Source organism: Herminiimonas sp. CN, from assembly GCF_000622895.1.
Classification (GTDB): Bacteria; Pseudomonadota; Gammaproteobacteria; order Burkholderiales; family Burkholderiaceae_D; genus AVCC01.
The window spans coordinates 1-15,387 of sequence record NZ_AVCC01000013.1; the positions used below are offsets into that span (position 1 = coordinate 1).

Sequence of the window (15,387 nt, forward strand, 5' to 3'; positions counted from 1 at the left end):
AGCGCGGCGGCCGGGAAACTGACGATCGGATCGAGATCGACGCGACGAAAGGTGATCCCGCTGTCCGGGCCGCTCGGGCGCAAGGTCAGTTCGACCTTGGTGCCGGAATGCAGCCCGACGCCGACGGTTTTGACTATTTTTTTGATGGTTCTTTGTTTCAACATTTTTTTATTTTTACTGATAATTGCTCGGGCTGATGACAAACAGGAGCCTAACCCTGCAATTTCCACTTGTTCCAGGCCGACAGCACCGCATTCGGATAATCCGGACGGCCGCGGCTGCCGTTATAGCGCCCCAGGGCCAGGTACAGATTGCCTTTTTCCATGTCGATGTACATGCGCAGGATCGCGCAGCCGTAGCGCAGATTGGCTTGCATCTGGAACAGCTTGCTGTGGTCGCTGTCGCCGATGATCCGGGTCCAGAACGGCATCACCTGCATGTAGCCGCGCGCGCCGACCACCGACATCGCGTATTTGCGGAAGGCCGATTCGACCTGGATCAGACCCAGCACCATGGCCGGATCGAGCCCGGCGCGGGTCGCTTCATACCAGACCGACTCCAGGAATTCCTGCCGCATCTGCGTATCGGGGATTTTCTTTTGCAAGCGCTGCGACATCGCGCCCAGCCAGCGCAGGTATTGGATACGCTCACTGGCATCTTCGATCTGCGGCTTGGGCGGCCGCCCGTCGGCAACCGCCTGCGCCAGTGCGACCCGCACCGAATCGGCCAGCGCGATTTCCTGCTGGTTGCCGGCCTGCGCCTGCAGGCAGATGCTCAGGCCAAGGCCCAGAGCCAGTCGCGCACCAATCTTATACACCCTCTCTGTACTACTTAAAACCATGCCGTTTCCGCAATATAATCATGCGACATTATAAATACTCCATAAAAATATCGGGATCACGCAGCCGCCAGGCGGGCCCGCACGAAGTCCGCCATCTCCGCTGCCAGCACCACGGTTGCTGCGCTATCGCGCCGGCCCTGGTATTCCAGCTTGCCTTCCTTCAGACCGCGATCGCCGATCACCACCCGGTGCGGCACCCCGATCAATTCCCAGTCGGCGAACATCGCGCCCGGGCGCTCGCCGCGGTCGTCCAGCATCACGTCGACGCCGGCGGCCTGCAGCGCCGCATACAAACGGTCGGTTTCAGCCTTGACCGCCTCGCTGCGGTCGTAGCCCATCGGACACAGCACCACCTCGAACGGCGCCAGCGCTGCCGGCCAGATGATACCTTTGTCGTCGAAATTCTGCTCGATCGCCGCCCCCAGAATGCGCGTTATGCCGATGCCGTAGCAGCCCATCTGCAGCAATTGCGGCTTGCCATTCTCGTCCAGGAAGGTCGCCTTCATCGATTCGGAATAGTTGGTGCCGAGCTGGAACACATGCCCGACCTCGATGCCGCGCTGGATCGCCAGCACGCCACGGCCGTCGGGCGACGGATCGCCCGCCACCACGTTGCGCAAATCGGCCACCAGCGGCTCCGCCAGGTCGCGACCCCAATTGGCGCCGGTAAAGTGATAATCCTCGGTATTCGCGCCGCAGACAAAGTCGCTCATGCGGGCGACCGTGCGGTCGGCCACTAGCCGGATCGGTTTGAGCGTATCGATCGGCCCCAGGTAACCGGGCTTGGTGCCGAACCATTCGATGATTTCCTCTTCGATGGCAAAACGATAGCCGGCGATGCCGTCGAGCTTGCTCACCTTGACCTCATTCAGGTTGTGGTCGCCGCGCAGCAACAGCAGCCAGACTTCCTTGCCTTCCGGCTTTTCGACCGTCAGCACGATCGACTTGATGGTTTTTTCCAGCGGAATCTTCAGATATTCGGCCACCTGCTCGCATTTGGCCTGGCCCGGCGTGGCAGTCTTGACCAGCGCTTCGCTGGCAGCAGGACGCTGCTCAGCCAGCGGCACCGCTTCCGCCGCCTCCATGTTGGCCGCGTAATCGGAACTCGGGCAATACACGATGGCGTCTTCGCCGGTATCGGTGATGACGTGGAACTCGTGCGAGCCGGTGCCGCCGATGGCGCCGTTGTCGGCCGCCACCGCCCGGAATTGCAGGCCGAAGCGATTGAAAATGCGCACATAGGCGTCGTACATCCGCTGATACGACTGCTGCAGGCCGGCCAGATCGCGATCGAACGAATAGGCATCCTTCATGGTGAATTCGCGCCCGCGCATCAGGCCGAAACGCGGCCGGCGCTCGTCGCGGAACTTGGTTTGGATATGGTAGAAGTTGAGCGGCAACTGGCGGTACGACTTGACCTCCGAGCGCACCACATCGGTGATCACTTCTTCCGAAGTCGGCTGGATCGCGTAATCGCGGCCGTGGCGGTCCTTGACCCGCATCAGTTCCGGGCCCATCTTGTCCCAGCGCCCGGTTTCCTGCCACAACTCGGCCGGCTGCACCACAGGCATCAGCAACTCGATGGCGCCCGCGCGCTCCATTTCTTCGCGCACGATGGCTTCCACCTTGCGAATGACGCGCAAACCCATCGGCATATAGGTATAGATACCGGAGCCGATGCGCTTGACCATGCCAGCGCGCATCATGAGCTTGTGACTGACAATTTCAGCATCCGAAGGTGCTTCTTTAAGGGTGGAAATGAAAAAACGGGAAGCGCGCATGACGATGGATTCTTTTTAAAAAGAGAGAGTTATAATCAACTCAATTTTAAAGTATTCGCAGGCTGATGCATCACATCTTCGTACAATTGGTTCAGAACACTGCACAACGCCGCCCGCGGACGGGTTGTGCACGGTGTCTGGCCGGCACCAAATTAGGTGCCGAACCCAGGATGAGGTGCAGCTAGCGGCAGAAAGTATCGAGGTGCAATATGCTGGACCGTGAAGGGTTTCGCCCCAACGTCGGCATTGTCCTGCTCAACACGCAAAACGAAGTGTGGTGGGGCAAACGGGTGCGCGAGCACTCATGGCAATTTCCGCAAGGCGGCATCAAATACGGAGAATCGCCGGAACAGGCGATGTTCCGCGAACTGGAAGAGGAGGTCGGCTTGCGGCCGGAACATGTCCGCGTGGTCGGCCGCACCCGCGACTGGCTGCGCTATGAAGTGCCGGATCATTTCATCAAGCGTGAAATCCGCGGCCACTATCGCGGCCAGAAGCAAATCTGGTTCCTGCTGCGGATGGTGGGTCGCGATTGTGACGTCAACCTGCGCATCAGCGAGCATCCGGAATTCGACGCCTGGCGCTGGCACGACTATTGGGTGCCGCTGGACGTGGTAATCGAGTTCAAGCGCGACGTCTACCAAAAGGCGCTGCAGGAACTGTCGCGCTTCCTTTCGCGACCAGCGACTGGCGCGCCTCAGTCACAGCGCCACACCGCACGCTACCTGCGCCAACCGCACGCGCCCCGCATGCCGGAAACGGAATCCAAGGATGAATGAATTTCTCATGCAAAAAATCCGCACACTGAGCGTCGTCCGCAACAAGCCTGCGCTTTTTCTGGCAACAGCCGTGCTGGCACTGCTGGCAGGCAGCGCAATGGCGCAGATCCAGTCACAGCATGAAGAAGAAAGCGACCAGGTCAAAGCCTGGCAGGAGCAGCCGGTGGAACTGCCGGCTGCGCCCGATGCCTCCGCCTTGCTGCATTTCGACATCACGCCCAATACGTCACAGCGCTTTCACATCGATCCGAAGGCACTGACGGTCGGCACCGACGGCGTGGTGCGCTACACGCTGGTGGCGCACAGCAGCGCGGGCGCCGCCAGCATCAGTTATGAGGGAATACGCTGCCAGACGCTCGAGAAGAAACTGTATGCATTCGGCCGCGCCGACGGCAGCTGGTCGCGCGCCAGGCGGGATGAATGGCAGCCGATTTTCAAGAATGCCGCCAACCGGCAGCATGTGACGCTAGCGCAGGACTATTTCTGCCGGGACGGTCAAGTCGCCGGCAAGTCCAGCGAAATCATCAACAGGATACGCAGTCACCGGCCATTGCCGGTTTCCGGCAATTAGTTAGGGATGTGTTCAACTTGGCGGCGCCGGTGCAGCGCCGCCCCCCTTACAGCAGCACCAGGTTATCGCGGTGAATCAGCTCCGGTTCTTCGATAAAACCCAGAATCGACTCGATATCTCCGGAAGGATGCCGGATGATGCGGCGCGCATCCGAACTTGAATAATTGGTCAGGCCGCGCCCGATTGCACGTCCGTCTTCGTCGGTACAGGTAATGACTTCGCCCCGGCTGAATTCGCCATGCACCTGGATGACGCCGATCGGCAGCAGCGATTTGCCTTCGTCACTGATTTTTTGCACCGCGCCCGCATCCAGCACGACCCTGCCGGCAGTCTGCAAATGGTCGGCCATCCACTGTTTGCGCGCGGTTAATTGCCCGGTTTGCGCAGTCAACTGCGTACCTATCAATTCCCCGCTTGCCAGACGGGTAAGGACATCATCCTCACGCCCCCAGGCAATTACGGTATGCGCACCGGAGCTCGCAGCCCTTTTTGCCGCCAGTATTTTGGTCAGCATGCCGCCGCGCCCGATGCTGCTGCCGGCACCGCCAGCCATCGCCTCCAGCGCCAGATCGCCGGCCTTGGCATGGTGCACGAATACCGCAGCCGGATCCTTGCGCGGGTCGGCGGTGTACAAGCCCTTCTGGTCGGTCAGAATGATTAATGCATCTCCTTCGATCAAATTTGCCACCAGAGCGCCCAGAGTATCGTTATCGCCGAACTTGATCTCGTCGGTGACCACTGTGTCGTTTTCGTTGATGATCGGCACCACGCCCAAGCGCAGCAGGGTAAATAGGGTCGAGCGCGCATTCAGATAGCGCTCGCGGTGCGCCAGGTCGGCATGGGTCAGCAGCACCTGCGCGGTACGCAAACCGTGCGCCTGAAAACTGGTTTCGTAGATGTGGGCCAAGCCCATTTGCCCGACTGCGGCGCAGGCTTGCAGCTTGTCGATACCGGTCGGGCGCTTTTCGAAGCCAAGACGCAACATGCCTTCGGCAATCGCGCCCGAACTGACCAGCACCACTTCCTTGCCCATCTGGCGCAAACGGGCGATTTGATCGGCCCACCTGGCGATTGCGGCGTGATCCAGCCCCCGCCCGTCATTGGTCACCAGCGAGGAGCCGACTTTAACCACCAGGCGTTTGGCGTTTTGAATAACAGAGTGCATATTTTTCAGTTGCTGCGGGAGAAAAATCGGTCAAGAATCAGCTAACAATCAGCGCGCCCCTGCGCGCTTGCCTTCGCATCGAAAAACGGCGCTAGCGGCACTCGCCGTCCCGCCGCATTTGGAATGCAGATGGAAAACGGCTTAATCGATAATCTTGAAGCGAGGGTCGTCCGGGTCTATCGATGCAATGCCGCGCGCTTCTTCCGTCATTTGCATTTCTTCGGCGCGGTGTTCGGCATTGCGCTTTTCTTCCAGGTGACGGTAAATCGCCGTCACCAACTCTTCGCAGCCCTCGCGATTGAGCGCGGAAATTTCGAATACCGGACCTTTCCAGGCGAAGCGCTTGATGAAATCCTTGACGCGCTTTTTACGCTCATCTTCCGGTATCACGTCGAGCTTGTTCAATACCAGCCAGCGCGGCTTGTCGACCAGCGACTCATCGTATTTCTTCAATTCTTTGACCAGAGCCTTGGCTTCCTTGACCGGGTCAACCGATTCATCGAACGAGGCCAGATCGACGATGTGCAACAGCAAACCGGTACGCTGCAAATGGCGCAGGAACTGGTGCCCCAAGCCGGCGCCTTCGGCCGCACCTTCGATCAGGCCGGGCACATCGGCAATCACGAAACTTTTCTCGTGGCTGACGCGCACCACGCCCAGATTCGGATGCAATGTCGTAAAGGGATAATCGGCAATCTTCGGCCGGGCATTCGAAACCGCCGTGATGAAGGTCGATTTGCCGGCATTCGGCATGCCCAGCAAGCCGACGTCGGCCAGCACCTTCAGTTCCAGCCGCAGTTCGCGCCGTTCGCCTTCCTTGCCGTCGCTCTTCTGGCGCGGCGCCCGGTTGGTCGAAGATTTGAAGTGGATATTGCCCCAGCCGCCCTCGCCGCCCTTGGCCAGCAAGACTTTCTGGCCGTGCTCGGTCAGATCGGCAATGGCTTCGCCGGTGTTGTAATCGGCAATCAATGTTCCAACCGGCATGCGCAGCATGATGTCGTCGGCACCCTTGCCGTAACAATCGGCGCCGCGGCCGTTTTCACCGTCGCGCGCCTTGTGCAGCTTGGAAAAACGGAAATCCACCAGCGTATTGATATTGCGGTCAGCCACCGCATAAATGCTGCCGCCCTTGCCGCCATCACCGCCGTCCGGACCGCCGAAGGGCCTGAATTTTTCACGACAGAATGACGCGACACCGTTGCCGCCGTCACCAGCAATGACTTCAATTTTTGCTTCGTCGATAAACTTCATGTTGTGCCGCCAAAAAACTAAAAAGGCCCTACCTTGGGCAGAGCCTTTCGATTGAAGGCTTTCGCCTTACACTGCGCAATCGTTACAAACGATGCTTATGCAGGTACTACTGTCACGAACTGGCGCTGCAATGCGCCTTTGATGACGAACTGCACCTTGCCGTTGGTCAACGCGAACAAAGTGTGATCCTTGCCCATGCCGACGTTTTCGCCCGGATGCACTTTGGTGCCGCGCTGGCGAATGATGATGCCGCCGGCATTGATTACCTGGCCGCCGTACACTTTAACGCCAAGTCGCTTTGACTCGGAATCACGACCGTTGCGCGTGGTGCCGCCGCCTTTTTTATGTGCCATTTGAAACTCCTTGGTATCTGGTTAGTTCGAGCAACGCCGAATTAAATCAAGCGTTGATGGAAACGATTTGCAGTTCGGTGTAATTTTGACGATGGCCTTGGTGTTTCTGGTAATGCTTACGACGACGCATCTTGAAAATCTTGACCTTGTCGTGACGCCCTTGCGCCACTACCGTAACCAGCACCGTTGCACCTTCAACCAGCGGCGCACCAAATTTAATGGTGTCACCTGAGCCCACTGCGAGCACTTGATCTAGGGTGATTTCGGAGCCAATGTCTGCAGGTATCTGTTCTACTTTAAATTTTTCACCAGCAACAACTTTATATTGTTTGCCACCGGTTTTTATGACCGCGTACATGTGGAACCTCATCAAATGATTGAATAAACTTTTTTCCCGAAACAGGCAAAAACCACCTACCCAACACGGAAAACCGCAAATTATACATGGACTTGCGTTGCCGGTCAAAATCTGCTCAGGTTGATTGCGGCAGGCATGCCGCATCCGTTCCAAGACGGCCGCTCACACACCCCCGCCATCCGAAATGCCAGCCTATATACACACGACCGAAACACAAGCATGTTTGACTATATACTCCGTTTAAACCAATTTTTGCATGCTTGCCGCAAGTCTGGAGTCGCATATTGCCGTCCTTTTACTCTGCCATTGACTGGTCCCGACCATGGTATGCATCGATTCACGCTGCGGCCCAGAACATCATTCATGCGCCCAACTGGCGCGCAGCGTTGAATGCGCAGGCAGTCGTGCTGGCGCTGCGCAATCATCGCGGCCTGCCACTTTCGTTCGTCCCGCAGGGAGATCTCCCCGATGGCGCCGCTTACGAAGCATTCATCAGCGCCAGCGCTTGCGTGCCGACGCGCGAAAATCTGCACGATTTCTTCAATGCGCTGGTCTGGCTCAGTTTCCCGCGCATCAAGCGTGCGCTCAATGCGCTGCAGGCGGCGCAGATCGCACTGGACGGCATCGGGCATGCACGCGGCCCGGCGCGCGATGCGGCCACCATTTTTGACGAAAACGCAGCGCTGCTGCTGGTGCGCGATGCGCCGCCGGGCCGAGCGCGGCTTGACGCCTTGCGCAACCATCAATGGCAAGATGCCTTTACCCAGCAGCGCGGCGATTTCGGCAGCGAGGCCGAAGTCTGGCTGTTCGGCCATGCATTGATGGAAAAACTGGTGGCGCCGTACAAGGCCATCACCGCCCACACCCGTGCGGTGTTGGTGGATGACACTTATTTCGCATTGGATCGCTCTGCGCGCCGCGACTGGATAGACCGCCAGGTCGCACAGGAGCTCACCGATCAAGGGTTGAGCGCAGCCTGCTTCACCCCGCTGCCGGTACTCGGCGTACCCGATTGGTGGCCGGGGCAAGATCAGGCATTTTATGACGATACCAGCGTGTTCCGGCCGCCTAGGGTGGCAAGAAGCCCAGCTGGCAGCGGATGTCGATAAATGTCTCTTATGATGGACTATATTGATAGTATGGCTTCGAGAATGCACATGAAGCCATGCGCATTTTAATTGCGGAATGTTAAACAGCCGCAGGCGGTATTGCATTCTCCATAATGTCGCCGCTTCGGTCGCGTGAGGCAGCCATGAAACGGGTTATTGCGGGTGCGTCGATCGCGCTGTCAATTTTGGCCACGCATGACGTGCGTGCTGCCGACTTGAGAGCCGAGCCGCAGCAGAAAAAGATCGGCAACAGCAACCGTGCGGAAAATAGCCACGGGCTGATGATCCGGGTCGCGGCGGGCGAATGGGGCGATGCGCAGCCGGAAGAGATCGAAGCCTTGCTCTATGCAGTGGCCGATCAACTGCTGGTGCATTTTCCGCAGCGGCAACTAAATCCTATCGTCGTCTCGCCCACCTACCAGAATCCCATTGTGCTGTACCAAAAGGGGCCGGCAAACGAATATCAGGTGCATCTGGCGGCCAAGGGCCGGCGCTGGGCAGAGTATGTATATGAGTTCTCGCACGAGCTGTTCCATATTCTTGCCAACTACGAGAATCACGCGCCGCCCAGAATTGCATCCCATCTGTGGTTCGAGGAAACATTGTGCGAGACGGTCTCGCTGTATGCCTTGAGACGAATGTCGGCGAGCTGGGCGCAATCGCCGCCGCGCCCGGAGTGGGCTGCATACGCACCGGTCCTGAACGCATATGCGGGACGGGTGCTGGGAGAGCCGCATCGACGGCTGCCGGCCAATGCGTCGCTGGCGCAGTGGTTCAAGGAAAATGGGCCGCTGCTGCTGGAAAATCCTTATCTGCGCGGCAAGAACGAACTGATCGCCAATCTGTTCCTGCCGATCCTTGAGCACAACCAGGACTGGCAGGCGGTCGGCTTTCTCAATCTTGACGCACCGCAGCAGAAAATGAATTTCTATGATTACCTGGCCAGCTGGCACAGCAGGACGCCTCCGGAACACCAGGAATTCACCCGCCTTGCGCTGCGGATGTTCCAGTTCGACGCCCCCGAGACGGTTGCGCCCAAGCTCACCAAGGCTGCGGAACCGGCACCGGTGCGGGATCAACCAGCAGATCAACCCGGCGCAATACAACAGTTGCTGGGCGCCGCAGGTTCCAGCCGGAAATAACGGCATTGCTTTCCTGTTGAATACGTTGGAATTTCACCATTTTGTACGCGTGCAACTCAGCGATCTATTGCTGCTCGGGTTGCAGACAAGCACCTGCAACCCAGTCATTTAATACTGATCCGGTACCGATTAAATCTTGCATTGCACATTTCCCGACCTAGAATTCCATTAGGAAGCTAGATGCATCGAATTGGAATTGGTTTGATTGAAGAGCAGATGCGGGTTCCTGAAGATGGCTTGCAGTCAGGCGAGGAATCGGGTGATTGCAGGCATGAGAGGTGGCTCTTTCGGTTGATGCTATGTGAAAGGCATTTGTGACTGAGCCGCCGGACTGGTTATTTTATTACTGGTTGGAGGCTGACATGAAAACCAGATCATTCATTGCTGCGGTGTTTGCATTATCTGCGATCGTTACCGCAAGTTCGGCATTTGCAGATCGCCCTTACCCTCCTGACGAACCGGTCGCAGGATCGACCAAATCCCGTGCGGAAGTGCGGGCTGAATTGGAACAAGCCCGCAAGGACGGCACGTTGATGAATTCGGGGGAGCATGGATTTCATGACGAATGGATCCGGCCGGGTATCGGTGCGGGCGCACAAGGTGTTGCTGGTTCGCGCTATTCCGGACGCACCCGCGAAGAGGTAAAGGCTGAAACGATGGAATATATGAAAAACCATACATCGAGTTTCGACGAGATGTATAGCAGGTGAAATGGCTTGCTTTCAACGCATGATATTCAATGCATGCTGAGTAGCTATCAATCTGTCTCTCGGTAGTGATCCAACTCCCGCGCGGTGCATCGATCCAGATCATGGCGCGGGAGTTTTTCATTCCATCGCCAAATCAGCCGGGCACCATCCCCGCTCCGCTTTCGATACGTGCATCAATAACATACTAAGCCAGGTATTTTAAAACTCCGCAGCAAATACGTGCAGAATGTACTGCGTTTATCAATATACTCCTGCTTGAATCCAAACAAGAAGTTTTAGGGGCCAGAGGCGCGTCGCCATCTTTTTATTCTTCGATTGACTGCTCCGGGGTCTGGTGCGCATCGATTCATGCTGCTGCCTGGAACATCATCGAGGCGCCGGACTAGCGCGCGGCATTGAATGCGCAGGCCGCTGGGCTGGCGCTGCATAACCATGCCGGTTTGCCGTTGTCTTTCGTGCCGCAGGAAAGTTTGCCGGAAGGCACCGCCTACGAAGCCTTCATCAGCGCCGCTGGTTGCGTGCCGACGCGCGCGAATTTGCATGATTTCTTCAATGCGCTGGTCTGGCTGAGTTTTCCACGCATCAAGCGCCAGCTGAATGCGCTGCAGGCGGCGCAAATTGCGCTGGACGGCATCGGCAAGGCGCGCGGCCCGGCGCGCGATGCCGCCACCATCTTCGACGAAAACGCGGCGTTGCTGGTGGTGCGCGATGCGCGGCCGGGCCGGGCGCTGGTGGATGCGTTGCGCAACCATCGGTGGCAGGAAGCCTTGGTCGGGCAGCGCGGCGATTTCGGCGCCGCGGCCGAGGTCTGGCTGTTCGTCCATGCGCTGATGGAAAAACTGGTGGCGCCGTACAAGGCGATCACCGCGCACACCCGCGTGGTGCTGGTGGACGGCTGGTATTTTGCGCTGGATCAGGCCGCGCGGCGGGCCTGGGTCGACCGCCAAGTGGCGCAGGAACTGGCCGCTCAAGGCCTGAACAATGCCGGTTTCACGCCGCTGCCGGTGCTCGGCGTGCCGGACTGTTGGCCGGGGCAGGATGCCCCGTTTTATGCCGATGCCGGCGTGTTCCGGCCTAAAAGGCAGCGCTGAGCGGCGCACGCCGCACTGCATTTCTGGCGCACAATAGCGCCAACTCAACTTTCCAACAAACAAGATGTCGACTGCGCGCCTGATGTTTTTGACCATGACCGCGATGATTGCTTTCGCGGCCAATTCGCTGCTGTGCCGTTTTGCGTTGCGCACCACACCGATCGATGCCGCCAGTTTTGCCGCGATCCGGCTGGTGTCGGGCGCGCTGGCGCTGTGGCTGATCGTTGCGCTGCGCAGCGGCGCATCCGGCAAGCCGACGGCGGGCGGCAACTGGCGCTCCGCGCTGGCGCTGTTTGTCTATGCGGCCGCATTTTCCTTTGCATACGCTGGGCTGCCGACCGGCACCGGCGCGCTGCTGCTGTTTGGCGCGGTGCAGGCGACCATGATGGTCGCCGGCTGGCTGGACGGCGAGCGCCTGTCGCTGCGCCAGGGCGGTGGTTTTGCGCTGGCCGTGGCCGGACTGGTGGCGATCATGCTGCCGGGGCTGTCGGCGCCGCCGCTGGGCGGTGCCTTGTTGATGCTGCTGGCAGGCATCGCATGGGGCGTGTACTCGTTGTGCGGCCGCGGCGTGCCGGATGCGGCGGCGGCCACCGCCGGCAATTTCATGCGCGCTGCATGGCTGGCGCTGGGCCTGAGCTTGGTCATGGCGCTGCTGTCGGAGTTGCGCCCGGACGCAACCGGCGTGCTGTATGCAGTGCTGTCGGGTGCGATTGCGTCCGGACTCGGCTATGTGGTCTGGTTCGCGGCGATTCGCGGCCTGAGCACGCCCGCTGCCGCGACCGTGCAGCTGAGCGTGCCGGTCATCGCGGCGGCGGGCGGCATCGTTTTTCTGCAGGAGCCGATCACGCTGCGCCTGTTGCTGTCGTCGCTGGCGATCCTGGGCGGCATTGCGCTGGTGGTTTTGAGTAAACGCCGGGCAGGTTGAGCGGCCGCGATTTTCCCCTGCATAAAAAATTCCAAATACAAATGAGAATGATTCCCATTGTTGTGCTAGACTCGTTGCATCCGACAAACGCTATAAAGGCAGGCGCACCATGAAAAAAACCCTCGGCACCCTATTGTTATCCGGCCTGGCATTGACGCTGAGTGCGGCCCGTGCGGCAGAAACGCCGATCGGCAAGCACCAGATCCTGCATGGGATGGAAATCGGCGCCGTGTATTTGCAGCCGATCAAGATGGATCCCGAAGGCATGATGGGCAAGGTGGAAGCTACCGATATCCACCTCGAAGCGGATATTCATGCGGTCAAGGACAATCCAAATGCGTTTGCCGAAGGCGACTGGATGCCGTACCTGGTAGTGAAGTACGAACTGAGCAAGGTCGGCAGCAACTTCAAGGCGGCTGGCGACCTGATGCCGATGCAGGCCAGCGACGGCCCGCACTATGGCGACAACGTCAAGCTGTCCGGCCCCGGCAAGTACAAGCTGAAGCTAACCGTGCTGCCGCCGTCGGCCAACACCCACGCCCATTTCGGCCGCCATGTCGACAAGGAAACCGGCGTCGCGCCGTGGTTCAGGCCGTTTGATGTGAATTACGACTTCACCTTTGCCGGCACCGGTAAAAAAGGCGGTTATTGATTGACAAGCGCCGGACCAGTGATCCGGCCCTGATTTTGGAGGCGAAATGTTGAAACGATTAAGCGTATTGTGCGCCGCCCTGCTGTTCGCAGGCGCGGCATCTGCGGCCGAGGATTTGCCAACCTTCGCTTTGAACTGCAACAATGGCGTGTTCACGCCGAAGGTGTTGCAGGTGCCGGCCGGAAAGAAATTCAAACTGGAAATCCATAACGTCGGCACCGAGGCAATCGAATTCGAGAGCAAGCAATTGCGCAAGGAAAAGGCATTGAGTCCGGGCGGCAAATCCTTTGTCGTGATTTACCCGCTGGAACCCGGCGAGTACAAGTACTTCGATGATTTCCATGTCAGCGTCGGCCAGGGCAGCATCGTCGCCAAATAAATTCGATCCCATCATGCAAAATTTCACTCAAATCCTGTTTGTGATGTGGCGCGAAACCGTCGAGGCGATGCTGGTGGTCGGCATCCTGTATGCATGGCTGTCGCATAACCCGGCTGGCGCGCGCGGCGTGAAGTATCTGTGGGGCGGCGTGCTGGCGGGCTTGGCCGGTGCTTTCCTGCTGGGACTGGGGATCGGGGCGATGGGCGATCTGTTGTCGGAAGAAGGCCATGCGTATTTCATGGCCGGCATGCTGCTGGCAGCGGCAGTCCTGATTGTCCATATGGTGTTCTGGATGCGCCGCCATGGGCGGCGGCTGAAGCAGGATATGGAGCAGTCGCTACGCGCCAGCGCACAAACCGAAAACTGGTGGGGCGTGTTTTCGCTGGCGGCGATTGCAGTGGCACGCGAGGGCAGCGAAACGGTGGTGTTCCTGTCCAGCCTGGCGATGGGCAGCAACGGCTTCACCTCGGCGCCATTCTGGCTGGCGCTGGGTTTGGGAGCTGTGCTGGCGGGCGCGACCTTTGCGCTGCTGCAACTGGGCGGCAAGCTGGTTTCGTGGCGCGCGTTTTTCCGCGTCACTGAAATCCTGCTGCTGCTGCTGGCCTGTTCGCTGCTGATGAGCGGAGTGGAAAAGCTGATCGACGTGCAATTGCTGCCGGTGATCGTCGCCCAGGTATGGGACAGCAGCCGGCTGCTGGATGACGGCTCGGTGCTGGGCAGCCTGGTGTCGTCCTTTACCGGCTATCGGGCCCGCCCGGCGCTGCTGAACCTGATCGTTTTTGCCGGCTACTGGCTGGCGATTCGCTGGCTGCTGCGCTTAAGTAATCGTCCGGCGGCTGCCGCATGAGCGCGCTGGCGCTGGCGCCGCTGGGACACTGGCTGCAGCGCCACGGCAGCCTGATCCGGCGCGTGCAATGGGTGGTGGTGCTGTTTTACGTCGCATTGCTGGTGCTGCCGGCGGTGTCGCCGCTGCCCGATGAGAGCGCGCACATCGTCAACAACCTGACCATTTTTGCCCAGTTCGTGTTCTGGGGCATCTGGTGGCCGTTCGTGCTGCTCAGCATGGTGCTGCTCGGGCGAATGTGGTGCGGCGTGCTGTGCCCTGAAGGCGCGCTGACGGAATGGGCCAGCGGCAAGGGCCGCAACCGCGCCATACCGCACTGGATGCGCTGGGGCGGCTGGCCGTTCGTGGCATTCAGCCTGACCACGCTGTACGGCCAGCTGGTCAGCGTGTATCAATATCCGAAGGCGGCCTTGCTGGTGCTGGGCGGCTCCACCGCGGCCGCAGCCGTCATCGGCTACCTGTACGGGCGTGAAAAACGGGTCTGGTGCAAATACCTGTGCCCGGTGAATGGCGTGTTCGGCTTGCTCGCCAAGCTGGCGCCGATGCACTACAAGGTCGACGCCGAGGCCTGGCGCAGTTCCTACCACAGCGCGATCCGGATTCAACCGGTCAATTGCGCGCCGCTGGTGGCGATGCGCCAGATGCAAGGCGCCAGCGATTGCCACATGTGCGGGCGCTGCAGCGGCCATCGCGACGCGATTGCGCTGACTGCCCGCACGCCGAATCACGAGGTGGTCAGGCTGGGCGCACAGCTGGCGACCGGCTGGCAGAGCGTGCTGATCCTGTTCGGCCTGCTCGGCATTGCGCTGGGCGCGTTCCAGTGGACCGTCAACCCCCACTTCATCACCGTCAAGCAGCTGGTCGCCGAATGGCTGATCGAGCGCGACATCCTGTGGCCGTTCGCCGAGAATGCGCCGTGGTGGCTGCTGACCAATTACCCGGCGCAGCGCGATGTCTTTTCCTGGCTCGACGGCGCGCTGGTGGCCGGCTACATCCTGGGCATGGGGCTGCTGATGGGTTGTGCGTTATCCGCCATCGTCGGCACGGCCAGTCGCTTGCTGGGGCCGTGGCAGCGCCAGCGCTTTTATCATTTCAGCCAGGCGCTGATTCCGCTGGCCGGTTGCGGCGTGTTTCTCGGCCTGTCGGCGCTGACTGTCAATTTGCTCAAGAACGATGGCGTGCCGGTATTCTGGATCGGTGACCTGCGGCTGTTGCTGCTGACCGGCGCCAGCCTGTGGTCGTTCTGGCTGGCTATCGGCATTACGCGCCAGTATGCTGCCAGCGCAACCCGGCGATGGGCGGCGCTGGGCGCATTCGGGCTGGCGCTGGCGCTGGTCGATATTAACTGGGTGCTGATGTTCTGGATTTGGTAGATGACAGGAAAAACGCCGTGCAGAGGCATGATCGCGAATACATACTGGCGATGGTATTTTTTG

General features: G+C 59.5%; 18 protein-coding genes. 11 read left to right on the forward strand and 7 right to left on the reverse strand.

Annotated features, from left to right (window positions below; translation table 11 throughout):
* The 3 genes from HMCN_RS17290 to HMCN_RS0104695 all read right to left on the reverse strand — a co-directional run.
* A partial coding sequence (locus tag HMCN_RS17290) for a UDP-3-O-acyl-N-acetylglucosamine deacetylase (RefSeq protein WP_035625830.1) occupies positions 1-164 on the reverse strand: 164 nt, incomplete at its 3' end.
* A gap of 47 nt (positions 165-211) precedes the next feature.
* On the reverse strand, positions 212-841 hold the full coding sequence (locus HMCN_RS0104690; RefSeq protein ID WP_025916289.1) for a lytic transglycosylase domain-containing protein: 630 nt from the start codon (positions 839-841) through the stop codon (positions 212-214).
* A gap of 56 nt (positions 842-897) precedes the next feature.
* The gene (locus tag HMCN_RS0104695) at positions 898-2,622 is read right to left on the reverse strand and encodes a proline--tRNA ligase (RefSeq protein ID WP_025916290.1); all 1,725 of its coding nucleotides are present in this window, start codon (positions 2,620-2,622) and stop codon (positions 898-900) included.
* 209 nt (positions 2,623-2,831) lie between these two features.
* On the opposite strand from HMCN_RS0104695, the gene HMCN_RS0104700 reads away from it, so the two are divergent.
* Positions 2,832-3,401: an RNA pyrophosphohydrolase gene (locus HMCN_RS0104700; RefSeq protein WP_025916291.1), complete on the forward strand. Its 570-nt coding sequence runs from the start codon at positions 2,832-2,834 to the stop codon at positions 3,399-3,401.
* Positions 3,394-3,972: a CNP1-like family protein gene (locus HMCN_RS0104705; RefSeq protein ID WP_025916292.1), complete on the forward strand. Its 579-nt coding sequence runs from the start codon at positions 3,394-3,396 to the stop codon at positions 3,970-3,972. Before HMCN_RS0104700 ends, HMCN_RS0104705 begins: the two co-directional genes overlap by 8 nt.
* Before the next feature lie 46 nt (positions 3,973-4,018).
* On the opposite strand, the gene proB is transcribed toward HMCN_RS0104705, so the two are convergent.
* From proB to rplU, 4 genes are all read right to left on the reverse strand, one after another.
* Positions 4,019-5,137, reverse strand: coding sequence for a glutamate 5-kinase (gene proB, locus HMCN_RS0104710; RefSeq protein WP_025916293.1), 1,119 nt, complete (start codon positions 5,135-5,137; stop codon positions 4,019-4,021).
* Between the two features lie 141 nt (positions 5,138-5,278).
* Positions 5,279-6,388, reverse strand: coding sequence for an Obg family GTPase CgtA (cgtA, locus tag HMCN_RS0104715; protein WP_025916294.1), 1,110 nt, complete (start codon positions 6,386-6,388; stop codon positions 5,279-5,281).
* Between the two features lie 95 nt (positions 6,389-6,483).
* Positions 6,484-6,741 (reverse strand): 50S ribosomal protein L27, encoded by a 258-nt coding sequence (gene rpmA / locus HMCN_RS0104720; RefSeq protein ID WP_025916295.1) that lies wholly within the window; start codon positions 6,739-6,741, stop codon positions 6,484-6,486.
* 46 nt (positions 6,742-6,787) lie between these two features.
* On the reverse strand, positions 6,788-7,099 hold the full coding sequence (gene rplU, locus HMCN_RS0104725; protein WP_025916338.1) for a 50S ribosomal protein L21: 312 nt from the start codon (positions 7,097-7,099) through the stop codon (positions 6,788-6,790).
* A 284-nt stretch (positions 7,100-7,383) separates the two neighbouring features.
* Between rplU and HMCN_RS0104735 the strand changes: the two genes are divergently transcribed.
* The 9 genes from HMCN_RS0104735 to HMCN_RS0104775 all read left to right on the forward strand — a co-directional run bounded on the left by HMCN_RS0104735 (position 7,384) and on the right by HMCN_RS0104775 (position 15,324).
* Entirely contained in the window at positions 7,384-8,208 is an 825-nt protein-coding gene (locus tag HMCN_RS0104735) for a DUF3025 domain-containing protein (protein ID WP_035625832.1), read from the forward strand.
* 143 nt (positions 8,209-8,351) lie between these two features.
* Positions 8,352-9,350 (forward strand): hypothetical protein, encoded by a 999-nt coding sequence (locus HMCN_RS18200; RefSeq protein ID WP_025916297.1) that lies wholly within the window; start codon positions 8,352-8,354, stop codon positions 9,348-9,350.
* 362 nt (positions 9,351-9,712) lie between these two features.
* Complete coding sequence (locus tag HMCN_RS0104745) at positions 9,713-10,060, forward strand: DUF4148 domain-containing protein (protein WP_025916298.1); 348 nt, start codon at positions 9,713-9,715, stop codon at positions 10,058-10,060.
* A 395-nt stretch (positions 10,061-10,455) separates the two neighbouring features.
* Positions 10,456-11,151, forward strand: a complete 696-nt coding sequence (locus HMCN_RS0104750) for a DUF3025 domain-containing protein (protein WP_025916299.1) — start codon at positions 10,456-10,458, stop codon at positions 11,149-11,151.
* A 64-nt stretch (positions 11,152-11,215) separates the two neighbouring features.
* Positions 11,216-12,076 carry a DMT family transporter gene (locus HMCN_RS0104755; protein WP_025916300.1) on the forward strand — a complete coding sequence of 287 codons (861 nt, stop codon included), beginning with the start codon at positions 11,216-11,218 and terminating at the stop codon, positions 12,074-12,076.
* 109 nt (positions 12,077-12,185) lie between these two features.
* Positions 12,186-12,728 carry an iron transporter gene (locus HMCN_RS0104760; RefSeq protein ID WP_025916301.1) on the forward strand — a complete coding sequence of 181 codons (543 nt, stop codon included), beginning with the start codon at positions 12,186-12,188 and terminating at the stop codon, positions 12,726-12,728.
* Positions 12,729-12,774: 46 nt separating this feature from the next.
* Positions 12,775-13,107, forward strand: coding sequence for a cupredoxin domain-containing protein (locus HMCN_RS0104765; protein WP_025916302.1), 333 nt, complete (start codon positions 12,775-12,777; stop codon positions 13,105-13,107).
* 13 nt (positions 13,108-13,120) lie between these two features.
* Positions 13,121-13,954, forward strand: coding sequence for an FTR1 family protein (locus HMCN_RS0104770; protein ID WP_025916303.1), 834 nt, complete (start codon positions 13,121-13,123; stop codon positions 13,952-13,954).
* Positions 13,951-15,324, forward strand: coding sequence for a 4Fe-4S binding protein (locus HMCN_RS0104775; RefSeq protein ID WP_025916304.1), 1,374 nt, complete (start codon positions 13,951-13,953; stop codon positions 15,322-15,324). Before HMCN_RS0104770 ends, HMCN_RS0104775 begins: the two co-directional genes overlap by 4 nt.
* Positions 15,325-15,387: the final 63 nt, after the last annotated feature.

What these genes read in the sequence shown, in the direction of transcription:
- HMCN_RS18200 (WP_025916297.1), top strand. Translation starts at nt 8,352, where the DNA reads ATGAAACGGGTTATTGCGGGTGCGTCGATCGCGCTGTCAATTTTGGCC.
- HMCN_RS0104690 (WP_025916289.1), bottom strand. Translation starts at nt 841, where the DNA reads ATGGTTTTAAGTAGTACAGAGAGGGTGTATAAGATTGGTGCGCGACTG.
- HMCN_RS0104695 (WP_025916290.1), bottom strand. Translation starts at nt 2,622, where the DNA reads ATGCGCGCTTCCCGTTTTTTCATTTCCACCCTTAAAGAAGCACCTTCG.
- HMCN_RS0104755 (WP_025916300.1), top strand. Translation starts at nt 11,216, where the DNA reads ATGTCGACTGCGCGCCTGATGTTTTTGACCATGACCGCGATGATTGCT.
- rplU (WP_025916338.1), bottom strand. Translation starts at nt 7,099, where the DNA reads ATGTACGCGGTCATAAAAACCGGTGGCAAACAATATAAAGTTGTTGCT.
- HMCN_RS0104745 (WP_025916298.1), top strand. Translation starts at nt 9,713, where the DNA reads ATGAAAACCAGATCATTCATTGCTGCGGTGTTTGCATTATCTGCGATC.
- HMCN_RS0104775 (WP_025916304.1), top strand. Translation starts at nt 13,951, where the DNA reads ATGAGCGCGCTGGCGCTGGCGCCGCTGGGACACTGGCTGCAGCGCCAC.
- rpmA (WP_025916295.1), bottom strand. Translation starts at nt 6,741, where the DNA reads ATGGCACATAAAAAAGGCGGCGGCACCACGCGCAACGGTCGTGATTCC.
- HMCN_RS0104705 (WP_025916292.1), top strand. Translation starts at nt 3,394, where the DNA reads ATGAATGAATTTCTCATGCAAAAAATCCGCACACTGAGCGTCGTCCGC.
- HMCN_RS0104700 (WP_025916291.1), top strand. Translation starts at nt 2,832, where the DNA reads ATGCTGGACCGTGAAGGGTTTCGCCCCAACGTCGGCATTGTCCTGCTC.
- cgtA (WP_025916294.1), bottom strand. Translation starts at nt 6,388, where the DNA reads ATGAAGTTTATCGACGAAGCAAAAATTGAAGTCATTGCTGGTGACGGC.
- HMCN_RS0104760 (WP_025916301.1), top strand. Translation starts at nt 12,186, where the DNA reads ATGAAAAAAACCCTCGGCACCCTATTGTTATCCGGCCTGGCATTGACG.
- proB (WP_025916293.1), bottom strand. Translation starts at nt 5,137, where the DNA reads ATGCACTCTGTTATTCAAAACGCCAAACGCCTGGTGGTTAAAGTCGGC.
- HMCN_RS0104765 (WP_025916302.1), top strand. Translation starts at nt 12,775, where the DNA reads ATGTTGAAACGATTAAGCGTATTGTGCGCCGCCCTGCTGTTCGCAGGC.
- HMCN_RS0104770 (WP_025916303.1), top strand. Translation starts at nt 13,121, where the DNA reads ATGCAAAATTTCACTCAAATCCTGTTTGTGATGTGGCGCGAAACCGTC.